Here is a 16498-nt window from a genome sequence, read left to right on the forward strand (position 1 = left end):
GGGAATCTTTACCGCCGACCGGACGTTGACCGGATGACGACGACAGCGACATTTTGTCCTGTGGGCGACAAGCCCGGGAGGCACGATTCATGAGTGAGCGAGCTCTCCGCGGCACGCGACTTGTGGTTACCAGCTACGAGACGGACCGCGGCATCGATCTGGCCCCGCGCCAGGCGGTGGAGTACGCATGCCAGAACGGACATCGATTCGAGATGCCGTTCTCGGTAGAAGCAGAGATTCCGCCGGAGTGGGAGTGCAAGGCGTGCGGCGCCCAGGCACTCCTGGTGGACGGGGACGGCCCCGAAGAGAAGAAGGGCAAGCCGGCGCGCACGCACTGGGACATGCTCATGGAGCGGCGCACCCGCGAGGAGCTGGAAGAGGTGCTGGCCGAGAGGCTGGCGGTTCTCCGTTCCGGAGCCATGAACATCGCCGTGCACCCGCGGGACAGCAGGAAGTCTGCCTGACCGCGTAACACCGCACAGCACCAAGAGCCGCGGGCCGTGACACAGAACGTGTGTCACGGCCCGCGGCTCTTGTGCGTGCGGCTCCCTCAGGGCGTGAGGGGCGGGCGCCGGTCCTGAGGGCCCCGGGGGTCGTCGTCGGGTCCGCCCGGCGTCCGGGGGCCGTCGTCGCGGATGACCTCGCCCTGGACGACCTTTCCGTCCGGGCGGTGCATCCGGGCCTGCTGGAACGCGTCGCCGAGGCTGCCGGGCGTCGCCGCCCGCATCCGGCGTTCCAGCGAGCGTTCCGCGTAACGGCTGATCATGGTGCGCACCGGCGGCACCAGCAGGAGCAGCCCGGCCGCGTCCGAGATCAGTCCGGGGATCAGGAGCAGCAGCCCGCCCAGCATCAGCAGCCCGTTGCCCCGGGAGCCCTTGCCGTCGGCGGGGGCCGCAGGCGGCGTGGCAGGGGCGCCGGGCTGCCCCGGCATCTGCTGGAGGGTCTCGGTGAGGTTCTTGAAGGCGCGCCGGCCGGCGCTCTTGATGACCACGGCGCCGAGCGCGGCTCCGGCCACCAGGATCAGCAGGACCACGAGGCCCCCCGCGGCCGAGGCGACCAGGGTCAGGAGCCAGATCTCCAGGACCAGCCAGGCGGCCAGGGCCAGCGGCAGGAATCTACGGGCGCGCGAGCGCCGGGGACGGGTCGGGGGCGGAGTGCCGGTCGTCATACCCCCAGTGTGCCCGTACCGGCGTGCAAGCGGCGTAAGGGGGTGATCATGAAGCGGCCGGCCGGCCGCCCCGGGCTCGATGATGGGATCCGCCCTCCCGGCTCGGCCCCCGGTCGCGGGCCCCGGAGGGTCTCAGGTCGCGGGCCCCGGGGTGTCAGAGGCTCTTGCGGCCCAGGACCTTGTTGGCGCGGGACGTGATGCCCCAGCCGGTGACCCGCCAGAGCGCCTCGACGAGGATGTCGCGGCTCATCTTGGAGTCGCCGACCTCCCGGTCGACGAAGGTGATGGGCACCTCGACCACGTGGTAGCCCGCCTCGACCGCGCGGCGGGCGAGGTCCACCTGGAAGCAGTAACCCTGCGACGCGACCTCACCGAGCCCGAGGCCGTTCAACGTCTCGGTGCGGAAGGCCCGGTAGCCGCCGGTGACGTCCCGGACGGAGAGGCCGAGGGCGAGCCGGGAGTAGAGGCTGCCGCCGCGCGAGATGACCTCGCGGCTCCTGGGCCAGTTGACCACCCGGCCGCCGGGCACCCAGCGGGATCCCAGGACCAGGTCGGCGCCCTTGAGCGCGGTGAGCAGCCGGGGCAGTTCCTCGGGCTGGTGGGAGCCGTCGGCGTCCATCTCGACGAGGACGCCGTAGCCGTGCTCGGAGCCCCAGGCGAAGCCCGCGAGGTAGGCGGCGCCGAGCCCTTCCTTGCCCTTGCGGTGCAGAACGTGGACCTGGTCGTCGGCGGCAGCGATCGCGTCGGCCGCCTTGCCGGTGCCGTCGGGGCTGTTGTCGTCGGCCACCAGGATGTCGGCGTCCGGGACGGCGGCGCGTACCCGGTCGACGATCGGCTTGATGTTCTCGACCTCGTTGTAGGTCGGGATGATCACCAGCACCTTGCCGAGCGGGCCGAACTGCCTCTGACCGCCGTCGTTCACTACTGCCCCTTAGAGTCCGTACACAGGGGGACACCATATCCAGCACACCACCCGGAAGGTCGCGCCCCCACGGTGGAACTGCGGATCGGGGCCCGGCGCCCTTCGGGCCGACCTGGGACCCGCTGGCTGCGGGTCGACCGAAAGCCGTTGTCTACTGAACGTCCGGGCCCCACCCGGGTCCCACCCTCCGTCCGGCTGAATCCTTCCCTCGCCCCCGAGGCGCGGGCGCTGAACCTGGCTGTCAGCGGTGGTGCGCCGGTGCGGCACACCGCCTCATGACCCAGCGGCGTTCGACGACTGCGTGGAGGTTCAACCGATCGGACGTCCTGTGGTGGACCCGGCCGAACCTACCGGCCCGTGGGCGCTTTCTGTCAACAGCCGTGCGACCTGCGACTTTTTCCGAAATGGCCTGGTCAGTGCCGAAGGGGCGCAGGTCGCGGACCGGCGATCGGGCCATCGATCGGTGGTACGAAATGTCCCGACGTCACTCGTTCGGTCGCACGTAGACCGTTTGTCCGAGGACCACGGTCCGCAGGCAGACGGGAAGGTCGGCGCCGGGTGTCAGGTCCGGCAGGCCGGGCGTGCCGGACCGGGGGTCGGTGGACCAGCGGGCGACCCGGTCGTCGGGGGCCTGGACCAGCAGTTCGGCGGTCCGCCAGACGGCGTAGTCGGCCGGGGCGCCGGGCACCAGGAGGCCCGCGTCGTCGCGGCCGATGGCGCGCCAGCCGCCCCGGGTGTGGGCGGTGAACCCGGCGCGGACCGAGACCCGGTGCTCCGGGGTGCGGTGGTGGGCGGCGGCCCGTACGGTGCCCCAGGGGTCCAGCGGGGTGACGGGGCTGTCGGAGCCGAAGGCGAGCGGCACTCCGGCGCGCAGCAGCGCGGCGTACGGGTTGAGGGCGGCGGCCCGCTCCGCGCCGAGGCGTTCGGCGTACATCCCGTCCGGGCCGCCCCAGGCGGCGTCGAAGGCGGGCTGGACGGAGGCGGTGAGGCCCAGCTCGGCGAAGGCGGCGATGGTCTCGGGGGTGAGCATCTCGGCGTGTTCGACGCGGTGGCGGGCGGCCCGGATCCGGTCGAGGCCGAGCGTCCCGGCGGCGGCCCTGACACCGTCCACCACGGCGGTGACCGCTCCGTCGCCGATGGCGTGGAAGCCCGCCTGGAGGCCCGCCTCGGTGCAGGCGGTGACATGGGCGGCGATCCGGGCGGCGTCCAGGTGGGCGGTGCCGGTGTGCGGGGCGTCCGTGTAGGGCTGGTGCAGGCAGGCGGTGTGCGAGCCGAGGGAGCCGTCGACGAAGAGGTCTCCGGCCGCGCCGATCGCGCCGAGTTCGCGGATGCGACGGGCGTCCTTCTCGTCCGCGATCTCCTCGGCCCAGAGGCCGAAGACGCGCGGGCCGGGCCGTTCGGCGGCCAGGGCGAGGAGGGAGGTGAAGTCCTCCTCGTCGGAGATCTCGGGCCCGCCGCACTCGTGGACGCTGCCGATGCCGAGGGAGGCGGCGTGGTCGAGGGCGGCGCGCTGGGCGGCGGCCCGCTGGGCGACCGGGAGCGCGGCGTGGGCGGCGGCCCGCACCGCGTGGTGGGCGTCGCCGGTCAGCGGCCCGTCCGGGTGGTACCCGCTCATCGCGGTGACGCCGGGGACGAGGTCCAGCAGGGCCGTCGTGGCAACCGCGGAGTGCACGTCGATACGCGGCAGGTAGAGGGGCCGGCCACCGGCCGCCTCGTCCAGCTCGGCGCGCGAGGGGTGACGCCGCTCGGGCCAGCGGGCGGCGTCCCAGCCGTGGCCGAGCAGGACGTCCCCGGGGGCGCGGCCCCGGCCGAACGCCCGGACGAGACCGAGCGCCTCGGCCAGGGTGCGGGCGCCGGAGAGGTCGAGTCCGGTCAGGGCCAGGCCGGTGGCGGTGGTGTGCACGTGGGCGTCGGTGAACGCCGGGGTGACCAGGGCGCCTTCGAGGTCGACCACCTCGTCCACACCGCTCGCGAAGGCGTCGGCGGCCCCTTCGGAACCCACCCAGGCGACATGCCCGCGTTCGACGACCATCGCGGTGGCGAACGGGTCTGCGGGGCTGTGGACGTCTCCGCCGCGCAACAGCACGGTGCGGTGGTCGGGGATGCTCTGGGGGGCGGTGCTCTGGCTCATGGGACCAGTCTCGCGCCTGCCGGCCTTCGCCCGGACCGCGGCCCCCTCCCGAGGGGCGCTGGTCCGGGCCCGGACCTGCCGGCGCCATCCCCCGGGAGGGGCCCGGACCCGTGGTTCCCGGGTCTCAGATCCGCGGGGGCCGGGCCTCGTACGGGGTGGACAGGACGACGGTGGTCCGGGTGGACACACCGGCGAGCGTACGGATCCGGGTGAGCAGGTGCTCCAGCTCCAGCGGGGTCGCCACCCGCACCTTCAGGATGTAGTTCTCGTCCCCGGCGACGCTGTGGCAGGCCTCCAGTTCGGGCACCCCGGCGAGCCGTTCGGCGATGTCGTCGGGGGCGCTCGGGTCGAACGGCTTCACCGAGATGAACGCGGTGAGGGGCAGCCCGACGGCCTCGGGGTCGACGACCGCGGCATAGCCGCGGATCACCCCGCGCTGCTCCAGCCTGCGGACACGCTGATGAACCGCCGAGGTGGACAGGCCCGTGGCCTTGCCCAGGTCGGTGTAGCTCATCCGCCCGTCCTTGACGAGCAACTCAACGATCTGACGGTCCAGCTCCTCCATGCGGATCAACCTATGGCCCCGAGCACCGCTCGGCACAGTCGCGCGGGTCACGGAACGGCACCGGCGGGGCGGCATGTGACGAACGCCACAGGTTCGTGGGTCGGTAGCGGGCCGCCTCGCGGTTACCGGCCACGCGCGGCGGGAAGTGCTTGCTGTGGTCGAGGCCGTGTCGCCTTGTCGACCCACCCGAGGGGGGAATTCCCGTGCAGAGCCTGAAGCTCACCGAACGTACCGAACCGGAGCCTGTCGATCCGGACGACGACGGTACCGCCGACGCGTACGACATGTTCGAGATGGTCCGGGTGATCTGCCCGGACTGCGCCCAGCCCATCGCACTGCTGGCCGACGAGGACGTCCTGCCGGAGCACGCCCGGTGCCCCACGCCGTGGAATCCCTTCGTGCTCACCGTCTGCGCCGGCACCGGCCGCGGCGCGAGTGACGCCCGGCCGGCGGACGAGACGCTGGAGCTCCAGGAACAGGAGGCCGGACTGCTGCTGACGCTGCCCCAGGGTCTCGACTGGCGGATGCAGCCCTTCTCGCACGCCGGAGGCCCCGGGTCCCGTCCGCTGCGCGTGCCGCGGATGCGGCGCGAGGCCGCCTGACCCGCACCCCGTACGCCTCGCCCAGCACCACGACGGACCGCCGCCGTGGTGCCTGCGGCTCCCCCGCCCGCCGCTCGCCGGCCCGGCACGTGGGCACCGGCGAACGCGCGCCCGAATCGGCGGGGCAGTGACTCCGGCCCGCCCCACGGCGTTGGCCCCGTATGACCACGCTGCATTCACCAGTCGGGTCGGGTCGCCGCCGACTCGCCGCTCCCACCCCCGAAGAATCGGTTCCGCAGCCGGGAACACCCGCACAGCCGCTGCCCCGCTCCACGGGGAACTCACCCATGGGCGCCTCCGTGGATCCACCGATCTACAGCGCTCTGCTCAGACAGTGGGAGAGCGCCGGCAGAACCGTGCCGGGGCGCCGCGACCCGGAGTGGAACCAGGCCGCGGCCCTGCCCGCGTGGTCCGAGGGGCCGCTGCGGTTCAGCGCGTCTCGGGACCCGCGAGGTGGCGGGCGATGACCATGCGCTGGATCTGATTGGTGCCCTCCACGATCTGGAGCACCTTCGCCTCGCGCATCAGCCGTTCGACCGGGAAGTCGAGCGTGTAGCCGTATCCGCCGAGCACCTGGACGGCGTCGGTGGTCACCCGCATGGCCGCGTCCGTGCAGAACAGCTTGGCCATGGCGGCCTGCCGGGAGAAGGGCTCCCCCGCGTCCCGCAGTCGTGCCGCCTCCAGATACAGCGCCCGGCCGGCCTCGACCTGGGTGGCCATGTCGGCGAGCATGAACCGCAGCCCCTGGAAGTCCGCGATGGGGCGGCCGAACTGGCGGCGGTCGGTGGCGTAGCGGACGGCCTCGTCCAGGGCGGCCTGGGCGACCCCGATGGAGCACGCGGCGATGCCGAGTCGCCCGGAGTCGAGGGCGGACAGGGCGATGGCGAAGCCCTGGCCCTCCTCGCCGATGCGCCGGTCGTCGCCGACCCGTACGCCGTCGAAGTGGAGCTGGGCGGTGGGCGAGCCCTTCATCCCCATCTTCTTCTCGGGGAGGGCGGCGTTCAGCCCCTCGGCGTCGCCGGGGACGAGGAAGGCCGTGATGCCGCGGGCGCCCTCGACACCGGTCCTGGCCAGCACGGTGTAAAAGTCCGCGACCCCTCCGTGGGTGATCCACGCCTTGGTCCCGGTGATCACCCAGTCGTCCCCGTCCCGCACGGCCTTGGTGCGCAGCGAGGCCGCGTCGGAGCCGGAGGCGGGCTCGGAGAGGCAGTAGGCACCCAGCAGGCCGCCGGAGAGCATCGCCGGGAGGTGTGCGGCCCGCTGCTCGTCGGTGCCGTATCCGGCGAGTGCGTGGCAGGCGAGGGAGTGGACGCTGACACCGAGTCCCACGGTGAGCCGGGCGGCGGCCAGTTCCTCCAGGACCTGGAGGTAGACCTCGTAGGGCTGGTCGCCGCCGCCGTGGTCGGAGCCGTACGGGAGTCCGAGCAGTCCGGCCTCGGACAGCAGGGTGAAGACCTCGCGGGGGAAGACGCCCGCTTCCTCCTCCTCGGCCGCCCGGGGAGCGATCTCCTTGGACACGATGTCGCGGACGAGCGCGACGAGCTGCCGGGACTCCTCGGTGGGCAGACGGCGTTCCACCGGCTGCGGGGCACGGTCGGACATGACGGCGCTCTCCTCCCTGTCGGGCGTGGCGGCGGTCGCGCGCTCGGGGTGGGAGAGGCGCCGCCGGGTGATCTCCCGGAAGTGACCCGGAAAAAACAGACTGCGCAGCCGATCCTGCCCTCCCGGGTCACGGGCGGCGCGGTCATCGGCTGTGGCGGCTTGAGTATGCCCGATCGGACGCCTTACGTCACGGGGGCAAAGGCCAGGTCGGAGGCGTGAAGAGGACGGGAACGATCAGTGCACTGGTCCGAACCATTGACCCAACTGGTCTAGTCCTTCTGCGGTTCCACCGAACGCCTACCGCGTTCATGTCAAACCGGGCCCCGTCGCTCGGAGTCCGGCCGACACCCCCCACGCACCAGCCCTCCCCCACGAGGAGCCACGATGCTCAAGCCGCACCGTCCCCGCGCCCGGCTCCGGGCGCTCGCCGCGGGCGGCAAGGTGATCGGATACTTCACCAACTGGGGTACGTACGACCGCGACTACCACGTCAAGAACATCGAGACGTCGGGTTCCGCGGACAAGCTCACTCACATCAACTACGCCTTCGGCAACGTGACCGGCGGCACGTGCCGGATCGGCGACTCCTACGCCGACTACGAGAAGGCCTACACCGCCGAGGAGTCGGTCGACGGGGTCGCCGACACCTGGGACCAGGAACTGCGGGGCAACTTCAACCAGTTGCGCAAGCTCAAGAAGCTGCACCCCGACCTCAAGGTCCTGTGGTCCTTCGGCGGCTGGAGCTGGTCCGGCGGCTTCGGCGAGGCCGCGCAGAACCCGGCCGCGTTCGCGAAGTCCTGCTACGACCTGGTGGAGGACCCCCGCTGGGCCGATGTCTTCGACGGCATCGACATCGACTGGGAGTACCCCAACGCCTGCGGGCTCACCTGTGACACCAGCGGCCGCGACGCGTACGGCAATCTGCTGGGCGAACTGCGCAAGGCCTTCGGGAACGACAACCTGATCACCTCGGCGATCACGGCGGACGGCTCCGACGGCGGCAAGATCGACGCGGTGGACTACGCGGGGGCGGCGGCCCACCTCGACTGGTACCTGCCGATGACGTACGACTTCTTCGGCGCGTTCGCGGCGCAGGGCCCGACGGCCCCGCACTCCCCGCTGACCTCCTACCCGGGTATCCCGACGGAGGGCTTCGACTCCGACGCCGCGATCTCCAAGCTGAAGTCGCTGGGCATCCCGTCGGAGAAGCTTCTGCTGGGCATCGGCTTCTACGGCCGCGGCTGGACCGGCGTCACCCGGTCCGAGCCGGGCGGCACCGCCACCGCTGGGAGCTGAGCGGTGACACGACGAACGGCGAGCTGATCAAGGCGATCGACCAGCCCCTGGCACGGCTGTGGGGGGGCCGTTCTCCACCCCCCACAGCCGTTTCCGGCCGCCGTGATCAAGCCCGGTCGGCGTTCACAACGCTCGTGATCAATACCTAGAGCAGGCCGAGCTGGGTGACCAGCATCGCGAACACGACGACGAAGGCCCAGCCGGCGATGTGCTCCATCAGCTTCGAGCCGTCCTCCGGGCCACCGGTACGGGCCCGGCGGGCGTGGTGGGCGTGTGCTGCGGCGGTGGTCGCGGTCATGGGCGTCTCGCTCTTCGTACGGCTGCGGCAGGGGCCCCGCCCCTGGTGACCCGACCAGCGTGCCAGCGCCGCGGGCCGCGCAGAACGAGATCCCGGTCACGGCCCGGAGCGCCCCGATCGGCCCGGGACGGGCCGCTCCCCCGCTACCGCACGGAAAGGGCCGCCGGGGCCGGGTGCGCGGGCCCGGGTCCGGTGTGGCCGACACCACAACGTGCCGCCCCGCGATCTCGGCCCGCGAAATTCCAGTGCCCTCGACCGGGGCGGCCGAGAGGCTGGGTCCATGAACGCATCAGCGCCCAAGGACATCCTCCGCCTCTACCTGCAGAACGCCCGTGACGCCCTGCTCTGGAAGCTCGACGGGCTCTCGGAGTACGACATCCGCCGCCCGCTCACGCCCACCGGCACCAATCTGCTGGGCCTGGTCAAGCATGTGGCGAGCGTCGAGCTCGGCTATCTCGGCGACACCTTCGGGCGGCCCTCCGGCGAGGCCCTGCCCTGGGTCGCGGAGGGAGCCGAGGACAACGCGGACATGTGGGCCACCGCCGAGGAGTCGCGCGAGCAGATCGTGGGCCTCTACCGGCGGGCGTGGGCGCACGCGGACGCGACGCTCGACGCGCTGGAGCTGGACACGGTCGGCCGGGTGCCCTGGTGGCCGGCCGGGCGCGACGACGTGACGCTGCTCCACGCCGTCGTCCGCGTGACCGGCGATACGCACCGGCACGCCGGGCACGCGGACATCCTGCGCGAGCTCATCGACGGGGCCGTCGGGATGAACCAGGGCAACACCAGTGTCCCGCCGGGCGACGCGACGTACTGGGAAGGCCACCGGGACCGGTTGGAGCGGGCCGCACTGGAGGCCGAGGAGAGGCGCGCGGGCTGACCCGCGCGGTGTGGGGCTGAGCTCCCGGGCGCCGGGTTCTTCCACGGGTCCGGACAGGTGCGGGAACTTTTTCGGCCATCCGGCCGACTACTGCCCCATGGGAAGAGACCGCGGCACCGAGCCGCACGCCGCACCCCCCTCCGGGTCCCCCGGCGCGGCTGGCTACCTTGTGTCCATGCGTGCACCGGGGGGCCTGCCGAGGCGAGCGGCCAGGGGCCTGCTCTGCGGTTCGGCATGCCTGGTCCTCGGTGCCGCGAGCCATGTCGCGGCGGGTGGACATCTGCCCGGCGCGGGGGTGCTCGCGCTCCTGCTCCTCGCCCTGACGGTGCAAGGCGGTCTGCTCCTCGGCGGCCGGAGGCGGCGCTTCGACGTCGTGGTCCTGGTGCTCGGGGCGACCCAGTTCGCCCTGCACAACGCGTTCCACTTCCTCCCCGCCCCCGGTGGAGGCACGCGTCCCGGGACACCCGCCGGGCACGGGACCCACCACCACATGGCCGGGGCGTCCGAGGACCCCGGGACCGCCCATGCCATGGACGCCGGTATGACCCTGGCGCACGCGGCGGCCACGCTCGGGGCGGCCCTCTGCGTGCTGTACGGAGAGCGGGTGCTGCGACGCCTCGGGGCGCTGCTCGCCCCGCGCGTCGCCCTCCGGCCGGCCCCGACGCTTCCCTGCCCGCCCCGGTCGTGCCCGGTGCCGCCGGTGGTGGTGAGGATCCGGTTCGGGGCGCTCCTCGCCCGGTCCCGGTCCCGGCGCGGGCCGCCCGTGGCGGCTTCGGCCTGACCTCTCCCCTCGCCTGCCCCGACGCCGGAACCGCTCCGGCGTCCGTCAGGCATGCGTGCGGGAGCCGTCGGGCGCGCGTCCGTCACCGTCCGCCCTCCGAGGAGTGTCCATGTCCCACAGAACCGACGAAATACCGCAGAACGAGCAAGAGCAGAACGAGCAGGAGCAGAGCGAGCAGGAGCAGCACGAACACGATCCGGCCGCCGGGAGACCGGACGGCCCCGCGACATCCTCGTCCGGGCGGCCGGATCGTCCGGCCCGCTCCTGGGCGGAGGTACGGCATCTCCTGGTCCGGCTGCACTTCTACGCCGGGGTGCTCGTCGCCCCCTTCCTGCTGGTGGCCGCGCTGACCGGGCTGGCCTACACGCTGACGCCCCAGCTCGACCGGCTCGTCTACGGCGACCGGCTCCGGGTCGAACAGGTCCGGGACGAGGTACGTCCGCTGGCCGAGCAGATCGCCGCCGCGCGGGCCGCGTACCCCGAAGGCACCCTGGCGTCGGTGATCACTCCGCCGGGACCCGAGGACACCACCCGGGTGGTGCTCGCCGTGCCGGAGCTGGGCGAGAACCAGCGCACGGTGTTCGTCGACCCCTACACCGCCGAGGTGCGGGGCGAGCTGACGACCTGGTTCGGTTCGACACCGCTCACCACCTGGCTCGACGACCTGCACCGCAATCTCCACCTCGGCGAGGTGGGCCGCCTGTACTCCGAGGTCGCCGCGAGCTGGCTGTGGGTGGCCGTCGTGGGCGGCCTGGTGCTGTGGCTCGGCCGCGCCCGCGGCATGCGCGCCAAGTCGGCCCGGGGTGTGCTGCTTCCGGACCGCAAGGCCAAGGGCGTACGGCGGGCCCGTAGCCTGCACGCGGCCACCGGGGTGTGGCTGGCGCTGGGGCTGCTGTTCCTGAGCGCCACAGGCCTCACCTGGTCGAACTACAGCGGCGAGCGGTTCGGGCGGCTGCTGGACGCGGTGAACGGCAACGCCCCGGCCCTGGACACGGCGCTGCCGGGCGCCGGGGCCCCGGCCGAGGACCACTCGGAGCACGCCGGGCACGGCGGTTCCGGCCCGGCGACCGCCGACGCCGATCCGGCGGACTTCGACCGGGCCCTGGCGGCGGCCCGGGGCGCGGGTCTCGGCGGGATCGTGGAGGTGACGCCCCCGGCGGACGCGGCGAGCGCGTGGGTCGTGGCGCAGACCGACAACACCTGGCCGGTGCAGTACGACCGGGTAGCCGTGGACACCACCAGCGGCGAGATCACCTCGCGCACCCGCTGGGCCGACCACCCGGCCCTCAACAAGCTCAGCAAGCTGGGTGTGCAGGGCCATATGGGGGTGCTGTTCGGGGTCGCCAACCAGATCGTGCTGGCGCTCGTGGCCCTCGGTCTGACCGCGGTGATCGTCTGGGGCTACCGCATGTGGTGGCAGCGCCGGCCCACCCGGGGCGACCGGCCCGCGCCGGTCGGCAGGGCACCCGAGCGGGGGGCGTGGCGAAGGATCCCGCTGCCCGCCCTCGTCCTGGGCATCCCGGTCGTGGCCGCCCTGAGCTGGGCGCTGCCGGTCCTCGGGGTGACCCTGGCCGGGTTCCTGGTCGTCGACGCGGTGGTGGGGGCCGTGCGCCGACGACGTACCGCCTGAGGGGCAGCCGGCGGGGTGGGGTGGCCCGCCCCGCTGCCGTTGGGACGGCTCACCGGGAGGGCGGGTCACCGGGGGGGGGGTCACCGGGGGGCGGGTCACCGGGGGGGCGGGTCACACCAGCCCGAGCGAGCCCAGCACCCGCTGCCGGGAAGGCGTCGGCCGGTCGGGCCAGTACACGTAACAGACGCCGCCCGTCCCGCTCCTGACCTTGCCCTCGGCGTCGTAGCGCTTGGTCCTGAGCCAGATGTTCTCGAACTCGCGCCTGCGGTAGACCCGGCGTACGGCGTCGTTGTCGGGTGACGCGGGGTCGTTCGCGACGACGTCACCCTCGGGGGTGAATCCGATGACCGTCATCAGGTGGCCCGACGTGCCGTATCCGGCGCCGGTCAGCTCTTCCTTCAGGAAGGACTGGGAGGTGATGACGGGGATTCCGGCGCGGACCAGCCGCTCCACGTCGGTGAGCGAGCCGAGCCGGGTCACGACGGCGTTCATGTCGCGGTACGTGGCGGCGTAGGCGGCGTTGAACGGCCAGTTGCCGCAGCCCCCGTACTCGTAGTCGTAGGTGTTGCGGGCGGCGTGGCAGACCTGGGGGTCGGGCAGGCCGGGCTTGACCCAGGCGAGGTCCTCCGCGGTGGGCCTCCGGCCCCAGTACTCGATGATCATCTGCGAGGAGGTGGGGCTGCACCACGCCTCGCCGCCGTTGTCGTACTCGGGGTACTGCCCGATGTGGATGTTCTGCGAGTAGCGGGGCACGGGCAGTTCGCGGGCGGGCCCGGGGACGGTCTCGGGCACGGTGAAGCGGTCGGGCACGTCGGAGGCCATCGCGCCGGCCCGCCACACGGTCGGGGTGAGGCGGCTGCCGGGGGCGCGGTACAGCGTCAGCCGCAGCCGGAAGGAGACCAGGCGTACGCCGCTCGCCGGGTCGTCCACCGCGAGGGTGTCCGTCCACACGGAGCTGTGCGGGTCCCCCTGGTTGTCGACGGAGGTACGGCGGATGTCGCCGTCGCCCGCCGCCCAGCGGCCCATCACGAACCAGGGGGTCGCGGTGCCGTCGGCGTACCGGCCGCTCAGCTCGATCTGGATCCAGGTGCCGGCCGGTGTACGGGCGTTCCACGAGGCGATCACCTCGGTGGCCGGGACGGCGGAGCGGTGGACGGGCGAGGTCCAGGTGGCGTAGTCCCAGGCGGCCGTCTCGCCGGTGTGCGGGTCGGTGTGGTCGACGCGGCCGGCCGGGGCGGCGATCACCAGGCCGGGGCGGACGCCGGGGAGGATCCGGGTGCCGTCGCCGGTGCCGCAGCGCCAGTCGGTGTAGGTGTGCCAGAAGCGGTTGTCCACCAGGGCGGAGGAGCCCGCGGGTGAGGCCGGGGCGGCGGAGGCGGGCGCGGCGGAGGAGGCCACCGTGCCCGCGCTCGCGGCTGCGGCGAGCGCGGCGGTCAGAACGGTTCTGCGCGAAGTCGGACTGGTCATGGTCGTGACCCCCGGTCGGATGCGGAAAGTGGTCTGCGGATGCCGTGCGGTTTGCGGTTCGGGTGCCGTGCGTTCGGGCGCCGTGCGGTCCGGGCGCGTGCGGTCCGCCAACTATCCCGGTTCCGGGGCGGGTCGGGCCAGCGGTTCGGCAGCCGTCGCCGAACCAATATGGGTCTGGACCACTGGCGTGACCTGCGGTGGTTCCCCGGTGCCCGCGTGCCGGAACGTACCCTGGGGCCATGGACGACCTGGCCCGCCACGCCGATGACCTCGCCGCACTGCCCCCCTCCTGCGGGCCGGTCCGGCTCGTCGCGGTCGACGGGCACGCCGGTTCGGGCAAGAGCACCTTCGCCGCCCGCCTCGCGACGGCGCTGGGCGGTGCCCCGGTCCTCCATCTGGACGATCTCGCCACGCACGAGGAGCTGTTCGGCTGGACGGGGCGGCTGCGGGAGCAGGTGCTCGCGCCGCTCGCGCGCGGCGAGAGCGGCCGCTACCTCCCGTACGACTGGACGGAGCGCCGCTTCGGGCCGGCCCGGACCCTGGAGCCGGCCCCGGTGGTGCTGGTGGAGGGGGTCGGCGCGGGCCGGCGGGCGGTGCGGCCGTGGCTGGCGGCACTGTGCTGGATGGAGCTGGACCGGGAGACGTCCTGGGAGCGGGGCCGGCGCCGGGACGGAACCGGGCTCACCGGGTTCTGGGACGGGTGGACACGCGCCGAGGAACGGCACTTCGCCGAGGACCCGTCCCGGCCGTACGCCGACACTCTGGTACGCCAGTTGCCCGAGGGGTACACGTGGCTGCCGGGGCCCCGTGAGACAGCGGGCGCGAACCGGAACGTCACATACCGTAGCCACGACGCCCCGCCATACTGAGCAGTCGGAAATCGCCCCGGAAGTGCTCCAACTCTGCTTGACCGAGGGACCTTACTGGTCTTACGTTCTCATTGTGCGGCTTTTCGGAGCCCCCGCAGACGCGAAGCCCCCGGTTGTTCCCCCGTGATCGGGGGCTTCGCCCTGTGCTCCCGGCACCTCTCCGGCGACTACACAGAGCGATTCATTCACCCTCGGTGACCACTCCTGAGGGTCGGCCGTTGCGCGATCCCGCCCCCTGTGCGCGGGTACGATGCACCTCAGTGTGGTCAATTCCCTTCCTCCACGCCGTGATTCAGCACGCTCAGGTGGGCATGCTGTGCGGGCGGGACATCCTGGGGGCACGGTTTGTGGGGGACCTGATGGACATCGGCACACAGGGCGCTGGAGCCCCCGCCGACCTCGCCTGGCTGCGTGGCCTGGACGCCTACACGATGGGTGCCTACCCGCAGGCCGAGGAGGAGTTCAGAGCCGCGGTGCGGTTCGATCCCGGCATGGCGGACGGCTGGCTCGGCCTCCACGCGCTGCGCATCGACACCACCACGGCCCTGTTGCGCATGTACCGGCACCGCGACCGCTTCGGCGAGCAGCGCGCCCGCCACCGTCGCACGCTCAACTCCTGGTACTGGCTGGGCTGGTGGGTGCAGCCGGTGCTGGAGAGCCAGCGCGATCTGCTGCTGGCGCACGCCTCGCACTGGCTGGACGGGCGCCATGTGCCCGAGCTGGACCGGGCGTTGGCCGGGCTGCCTCCGGTGGACACGGATCCTCAGGTGCGGTTCCTGCACGCCTGCCGCTCGTATCTGGTCAAGGACTGGGAGCAGTTGGTGCGCTGCACCGAGCAGCTCGTCGATGATCCGATGCTGGGCATCGAGGCGGGCCTGTTCGGCGGGATGGCCCGGGTGCGGCTGGAGATGTTCGGGCAGGCGGAGCCGCTGCTGTCGGCCGCGCTGATGCGCTGTCGCAGCGAGCAGCCGCAGCGCAAGGAGCTGCGCTACTGGCTGGCGCGGGCCCACGAGGGTACGGGCCGGAGCGCCGCCGCCCTGCCGCTGTACCGGGCGGTGCACCGGGTGGACCCGGCGTTCATGGACACCTCGGCCCGGCTGGCGGCGCTCGTGGAGGGCGACGGGTTCGACGAGTCGGCGGATCTGGCCGCCGTGTCCCTGACCGGTTTCGGTTCGGGGGCGCGGGGGCGGAGGCACAGCCCGAGGGCGACGCGCTGCTCGGCACCGATCTGGTGGACGGGCGTGAGTCCTGGCCGGTGAGCGAGGCGGGGCTGCTCGGCGACGACCCGGCCCCCGGTCCGCCGGTCCCGGCCGAGGGGGCCCGGCGTACCAAGACCCGCAGACCGCCGCCCTTCCCGGCCGGGCCGAGCGATCCGGTTCTGCTGGCCGAGGCGCTGGCGCAGCTGGAGCGGATGGTCGGCCTGGAGCCGGTGAAACGGCAGGTCAAGGCGCTCTCGGCGCAGTTGAACATGGCCCGGCTGCGGGCCGAGCAGGGGCTGCCCGTCCAGCCGCCGAAGCGCCATTTCGTCTTCTCCGGGCCCTCCGGCACCGGCAAGACCACGGTGGCCCGCATCCTGGGCCGGGTCTTCTACGCCCTCGGGCTGCTCGGCGGCGATCATCTGGTCGAGGCCCAACGATCGGATCTGGTCGGGGAGTTCCTGGGCCAGACGGCGGTGAAGGCGAACGAGCTGATCGATTCGGCGCTCGGCGGGGTGCTGTTCGTCGACGAGGCGTACAGCCTGGCCAACTCCGGTTACAGCAAGGGCGACGCGTACGGCGACGAGGCGCTTCAGGTGCTCCTCAAGCGGGCCGAGGACAACCGGGACCATCTCGTCGTCATCCTCGCCGGGTATCCGGAGGGCATGGACCGGCTGCTCGCCACCAATCCCGGGCTCTCCTCCCGGTTCACCAGCCGGGTCGACTTCCCCAGCTACCGGCCGCTCGAACTCACCGCGATCGGCAGTGTCCTGGCCGCCGAGAACGACGACGTGTGGGACGAGGAGGCGGTGGACGAGCTGCGCTCCATCAGTGGCCATGTGGTGGACCAGGGGTGGATCGACGAGCTGGGCAACGGCCGTTTCCTGCGGACGCTGTACGAGAAGAGCTGCGCCTACCGCGATCTGCGGCTGTCCGGCTATGCGGGCGAGCTGACCCGGGAGGATCTGTCGACGCTGCGGCTGGCGGATTTGATGCAGGCCTACGGCGAGGTGCTGTCGGGGCGCGGTCCGGTGGGCAGGGGCAAGCAGGAGCCGGGCGCGGTGTGAGGGTCGGGCCGGGGGAGCTGACAC

13 protein-coding genes and 2 pseudogenes are annotated in these 16498 nt (G+C 72.8%); 8 read left to right on the forward strand and 7 right to left on the reverse strand.

Annotated elements, in window-relative coordinates; translation table 11 throughout:
• Positions 1-89 precede the first annotated feature (89 nt).
• Entirely contained in the window at positions 90-464 is a 375-nt protein-coding gene (locus CCZ36_RS03775) for an RNA polymerase-binding protein RbpA (protein ID WP_003959706.1), read from the forward strand.
• A gap of 86 nt (positions 465-550) precedes the next feature.
• On the opposite strand, the gene fxsA is transcribed toward CCZ36_RS03775, so the two are convergent.
• From fxsA to CCZ36_RS03795, 4 genes are all read right to left on the reverse strand, one after another.
• Positions 551-1168 carry an FxsA family membrane protein gene (gene fxsA / locus CCZ36_RS03780; protein ID WP_128817024.1) on the reverse strand — a complete coding sequence of 206 codons (618 nt, stop codon included), beginning with the start codon at positions 1166-1168 and terminating at the stop codon, positions 551-553.
• A gap of 154 nt (positions 1169-1322) precedes the next feature.
• Complete coding sequence (locus tag CCZ36_RS03785) at positions 1323-2090, reverse strand: polyprenol monophosphomannose synthase (protein ID WP_069737295.1); 768 nt, start codon at positions 2088-2090, stop codon at positions 1323-1325.
• A 484-nt stretch (positions 2091-2574) separates the two neighbouring features.
• Positions 2575-4221: an amidohydrolase gene (locus CCZ36_RS03790; protein ID WP_069737296.1), complete on the reverse strand. Its 1647-nt coding sequence runs from the start codon at positions 4219-4221 to the stop codon at positions 2575-2577.
• A 124-nt stretch (positions 4222-4345) separates the two neighbouring features.
• Complete coding sequence (locus CCZ36_RS03795) at positions 4346-4786, reverse strand: Lrp/AsnC family transcriptional regulator (protein ID WP_010057405.1); 441 nt, start codon at positions 4784-4786, stop codon at positions 4346-4348.
• Positions 4787-4989: 203 nt separating this feature from the next.
• Here CCZ36_RS03795 and CCZ36_RS03800 point away from each other — a divergent pair, with 203 nt between their 5' ends.
• Complete coding sequence (locus tag CCZ36_RS03800; protein ID WP_010070124.1) at positions 4990-5388, forward strand: hypothetical protein; 399 nt, start codon at positions 4990-4992, stop codon at positions 5386-5388.
• A gap of 429 nt (positions 5389-5817) precedes the next feature.
• On the opposite strand, the gene CCZ36_RS03810 is transcribed toward CCZ36_RS03800, so the two are convergent.
• A complete protein-coding gene (locus CCZ36_RS03810; RefSeq protein ID WP_069737297.1) occupies positions 5818-6990 on the reverse strand; it encodes an acyl-CoA dehydrogenase family protein in 1173 nt (390 codons plus the stop codon).
• A 384-nt stretch (positions 6991-7374) separates the two neighbouring features.
• Between CCZ36_RS03810 and CCZ36_RS03815 the strand changes: the two are divergent.
• Positions 7375-8283: pseudogene (locus tag CCZ36_RS03815) on the forward strand (glycoside hydrolase family 18 protein); the annotation flags it as partial.
• Positions 8284-8431: 148 nt separating this feature from the next.
• Here CCZ36_RS03815 and CCZ36_RS03820 read toward each other — a convergent pair.
• Entirely contained in the window at positions 8432-8584 is a 153-nt protein-coding gene (locus CCZ36_RS03820; protein WP_107403857.1) for an SCO1431 family membrane protein, read from the reverse strand.
• Positions 8585-8864: 280 nt separating this feature from the next.
• Between CCZ36_RS03820 and CCZ36_RS03825 the strand changes: the two genes are divergently transcribed.
• The 3 genes from CCZ36_RS03825 (at position 8865) to CCZ36_RS03835 (ending at position 11875) form a co-directional block, all read left to right on the forward strand.
• A complete protein-coding gene (locus CCZ36_RS03825; RefSeq protein ID WP_128817025.1) occupies positions 8865-9464 on the forward strand; it encodes a DinB family protein in 600 nt (199 codons plus the stop codon).
• A gap of 295 nt (positions 9465-9759) precedes the next feature.
• Entirely contained in the window at positions 9760-10245 is a 486-nt protein-coding gene (locus CCZ36_RS03830; protein WP_128819398.1) for a hypothetical protein, read from the forward strand.
• A gap of 109 nt (positions 10246-10354) precedes the next feature.
• On the forward strand, positions 10355-11875 hold the full coding sequence (locus tag CCZ36_RS03835; RefSeq protein ID WP_128817026.1) for a PepSY-associated TM helix domain-containing protein: 1521 nt from the start codon (positions 10355-10357) through the stop codon (positions 11873-11875).
• 111 nt (positions 11876-11986) lie between these two features.
• Here CCZ36_RS03835 and CCZ36_RS03840 read toward each other — a convergent pair whose 3' ends face one another.
• On the reverse strand, positions 11987-13342 hold the full coding sequence (locus CCZ36_RS03840; protein WP_128817027.1) for a peptidase C39 family protein: 1356 nt from the start codon (positions 13340-13342) through the stop codon (positions 11987-11989).
• A 239-nt stretch (positions 13343-13581) separates the two neighbouring features.
• On the opposite strand from CCZ36_RS03840, the gene CCZ36_RS03845 reads away from it, so the two are divergent.
• Both CCZ36_RS03845 and CCZ36_RS03850 read left to right on the forward strand, forming a co-directional pair.
• Positions 13582-14211 (forward strand): uridine kinase family protein, encoded by a 630-nt coding sequence (locus CCZ36_RS03845; RefSeq protein ID WP_128817028.1) that lies wholly within the window; start codon positions 13582-13584, stop codon positions 14209-14211.
• A gap of 359 nt (positions 14212-14570) precedes the next feature.
• Positions 14571-16474: pseudogene (locus CCZ36_RS03850) on the forward strand (AAA family ATPase).
• Positions 16475-16498: the final 24 nt, after the last annotated feature.

The organism is Streptomyces sp. S063, from assembly GCF_002832675.1.
Taxonomy (GTDB): Bacteria; Actinomycetota; Actinomycetes; order Streptomycetales; family Streptomycetaceae; genus Streptomyces; species Streptomyces sindenensis.

Excerpts from the sequence above, each read along its gene's own strand:
- fxsA (WP_128817024.1), bottom strand. The coding sequence starts at position 1,168 with ATGACGACCGGCACTCCGCCCCCGACCCGTCCCCGGCGCTCGCGCGCC.
- CCZ36_RS03790 (WP_069737296.1), bottom strand. The coding sequence starts at position 4,221 with ATGAGCCAGAGCACCGCCCCCCAGAGCATCCCCGACCACCGCACCGTG.
- CCZ36_RS03825 (WP_128817025.1), top strand. The coding sequence starts at position 8,865 with ATGAACGCATCAGCGCCCAAGGACATCCTCCGCCTCTACCTGCAGAAC.
- CCZ36_RS03795 (WP_010057405.1), bottom strand. The coding sequence starts at position 4,786 with ATGGAGGAGCTGGACCGTCAGATCGTTGAGTTGCTCGTCAAGGACGGG.
- CCZ36_RS03810 (WP_069737297.1), bottom strand. The coding sequence starts at position 6,990 with ATGTCCGACCGTGCCCCGCAGCCGGTGGAACGCCGTCTGCCCACCGAG.
- CCZ36_RS03845 (WP_128817028.1), top strand. The coding sequence starts at position 13,582 with ATGGACGACCTGGCCCGCCACGCCGATGACCTCGCCGCACTGCCCCCC.
- CCZ36_RS03840 (WP_128817027.1), bottom strand. The coding sequence starts at position 13,342 with ATGACCAGTCCGACTTCGCGCAGAACCGTTCTGACCGCCGCGCTCGCC.
- CCZ36_RS03775 (WP_003959706.1), top strand. The coding sequence starts at position 90 with ATGAGTGAGCGAGCTCTCCGCGGCACGCGACTTGTGGTTACCAGCTAC.
- CCZ36_RS03835 (WP_128817026.1), top strand. The coding sequence starts at position 10,355 with ATGTCCCACAGAACCGACGAAATACCGCAGAACGAGCAAGAGCAGAAC.
- CCZ36_RS03820 (WP_107403857.1), bottom strand. The coding sequence starts at position 8,584 with ATGACCGCGACCACCGCCGCAGCACACGCCCACCACGCCCGCCGGGCC.